The organism is Mesorhizobium sp. M7A.F.Ca.US.002.01.1.1 (assembly GCF_004022955.1).
Lineage (GTDB): Bacteria > Pseudomonadota > Alphaproteobacteria > Rhizobiales > Rhizobiaceae > Mesorhizobium > Mesorhizobium ciceri.
Genome location: NZ_RZQE01000614.1, coordinates 1 through 2871 on the forward strand (window position 1 = coordinate 1; position 2871 = coordinate 2871).

Genomic DNA, 2871 nt, shown 5'->3' on the forward strand with positions numbered 1-2871 from the left:
ATGTCAGCCCGCTGCCGACCGTCATCCCGATCTTTTCCTGGAGCAAGGGCATGTTGGCGGCATTGCGGACGCTGTTCGGCTCGACCAGCGCACCGCGCAGCCGCGGCGCCATCCTGATCAAGATCGGCCTGATGATCTATGATTTCTACGGCTCGCGAAACCAGGTCATGCCGCGCCACCGCATGGTCGGGCGGCGCCAGGCGCTCAGCGGGATGCCGGCGCTCAATCCCTCGATTGTCGCCACCGGCACCTACTACGACGCCAAGATAAGCCACCCCGAAAGGCTGGTGCTTGAACTGATCCTCGATGGGCGGCAAGCAAACGCGGCCTCGGCCAGCGCGAACTATACGGCGCTGGTCAAGTCCGCCGATGGGGTACTGACCTTCCAGCCGGAAAACGGCGCGGCCTTTTCGGTGCGGCCGAAGCTGGTGGTCAACGCCGCCGGTCCGTGGATCGACGATGTCAACGAATTGCTTGGCGCGCCGTCGAAGATGATCGGCGGCACCAAGGGCTCGCACGTCCTGCTCAAGCATGACGAACTGGTCAAAAGCCTGGCCGGGCGCATGCTCTATTTCGAAGCCGATGACGGCCGCATCTGCCTCATCTACGATTATCTCGGCCTGGCGCTGGTCGGCTCCACCGACATCAAGGCCGACAATCCCGACGCGGTGCGCTGCGAGCCCGACGAAGTCGAGTACCTGCTCGACAGCGTGCGGACTCTGCTGCCGGGAATGGCGTTCGAGCGCGACCAGATCGTCTATGCCTATAGCGGCATCAGGCCGCTGCCGGCCTCCGATGCATCGCTGCCCGGGCTGATCAGCCGTGACCACTCCGCGCCGGTCACCGAGCCGGATCGGAACAGACCTTTCGCGGTCATCTCGCTGGTCGGCGGCAAGTGGACGACCTTTCGCGGTTTCGCCGAGGAAGTCGCCGAAACCGTGCTCGGCCGCCTGCAGCGCAGCCGCAAGGTGACGACGCAAGCCATGCCGATCGGCGGCGGCAGGGATTTCCCGACCAATGCCGCAGCGCGAGCAAGTTGGCTGGCTCTGGCTCACTCGAAGACGGGCGCTGAGGAACGGCGTCTCGATGCGCTGCTGTCGCGATACGGCACCAGAGCCACGCAGATCGCCACGCATGGGTCGGGCGATGAGAGTCGGCTGCCGGATTCAGAAAGCTACAGCAAATTGGAAATCGACTACATCGTCCGCAACGAGTTCGTCGAACATCTGGCCGACATCGTCATGCGCCGCAGCACCTTGGCGATATCAGGCTCCCTGACAGGCCGCGACCTGCAGGCGATCGCGGCGATTGCCGGACAGGCGCTGGGCTGGAGCGCCGGGCGCCTTGCAAGGGAAGTCGAGGCCGCAATTGTGGAACTCGAGGACCGGAACCTGATGCGGCTGGGCTGATCAGTCCGTCACCGATGCTCTTCACAAGGCAATCCGGTCGGTTTGCCCATGGATGCGCCGCATCCGCAAATCGCCCAACTCACAGGCGGATTGGGATTTTGCCGATATTAGATATTATCCCTGAAAAACAGCTAGTTAGAAAAAAACCTGGATAGCCGACGGCCGTGCAATTCTGCCGGCTTAAGCCTGAGATAACACAGATTGACGTTAAATTAACATCACCGTATGATCGAGTAACATGCTCACCTCCTAATAGGTCGATGTTGCCCGCCGAATGCCGGCAGACCGGCGTTTCGGGAAGGGCGAGACCTGTGAATTCCCCGTATGTGCATGCGCCCAACCCGGCGGGGGATTGACAGCAATGCAGGGATGTGAAAATTTTTGCACACAAAGATAATAATATCATCTCAGGGAGGAGATGGCTTGAAATCCGGCGGAACCGCTAACCGCGATCATGAGTCCAGCCTCGCCACCCGCGCGGCCTGGCTTCACTATGCCGGGGGTCTGACGCAGGCCCAGGTGGCCAAGCGGCTCGGCCTGACCAGCCTCAAGGCGCATCGGCTCATCACGCGGGCCACTCAGGATGGCCTGGTCAGGGTGATCATCGACGGCGACGTCGGCGAATGCATCGACCTCGAGCAGCAGCTGATCAATGCTTACGGGCTCGATTACTGCGAGGTCGTTCCGGATCTCGATCAGGACGAGCTGCCGCTGAAGGCGCTTGGCATCGCCGGCGCTCAGTTTCTGAAGCGGGAGATCGATCGCGGCGAGGACATGCTGATCGGCGTCGGCCACGGCCGTACCCTTGCCGCAAGCGTCGAGTATCTGACGCGCACCGCCGCCGCCCATATCCGTTTCGTCTCGCTGCTTGGCGGTGTGACGCGCAAGTTCGCGGCCAACCCGCACGACGTCATGCATCGGCTGGCCGAGCGGACCGGCGCGCAGGCCTATGTGATGCCGGTGCCTTTTGTCGCCAACACCGCGGAGGACCGTGAGGTGCTGCTTGGGCAGCGCGGCATCAGCGATGTCTTCGACCTCGCAAGCCGGTCCGACCTGATGTTCGTCGGCATAGGGACCGCCGAGCGGGAAGCTTCGCTGGTCGCCACCGGCATGATCGAACATTCCGAAATCGATGAGGTCAAACGCGATGGCGGCGTCGGCGAGCTGCTCGCCCACTTCTTCGACGACCAGGGACGCCCAGTGGAAACGGCGCTGTCGGACAGAATCCTGGCACTCCCGCGGGACCAGTTGAAGGGCCGCCGGATTGTCGCCGTCGCCGGCGGCAAAGTGAAAATACGCGCCATCAAAGCGGTGCTCGAAAGCCGCTATCTCAGCGGCCTGATCACCGACGAGTCCACCGCTCGTGCCCTTGTCGAACAGAAAAAACCCAATGGCGCGAAGCGCCATATGAACGGAGGATCGCCAAATGCGTGACAAGCGCGGATCAGCCTTGCTGGCGGTT

2 protein-coding genes are annotated in these 2871 nt (G+C 62.5%); both read left to right on the top strand.

Annotated elements, in window-relative coordinates; all coding sequences use genetic code 11:
• A partial coding sequence (locus tag EN932_RS32885; protein WP_128369395.1) for an FAD-dependent oxidoreductase occupies nt 1–1409 on the top strand: 1409 nt, incomplete at its 5' end.
• A 423-nt stretch (nt 1410–1832) separates the two neighbouring features.
• Nucleotides 1833–2843, top strand: a complete 1011-nt coding sequence (locus tag EN932_RS32890; protein ID WP_024502444.1) for a sugar-binding transcriptional regulator — start codon at nt 1833–1835, stop codon at nt 2841–2843.
• Nucleotides 2844–2871 lie beyond the last annotated feature (28 nt).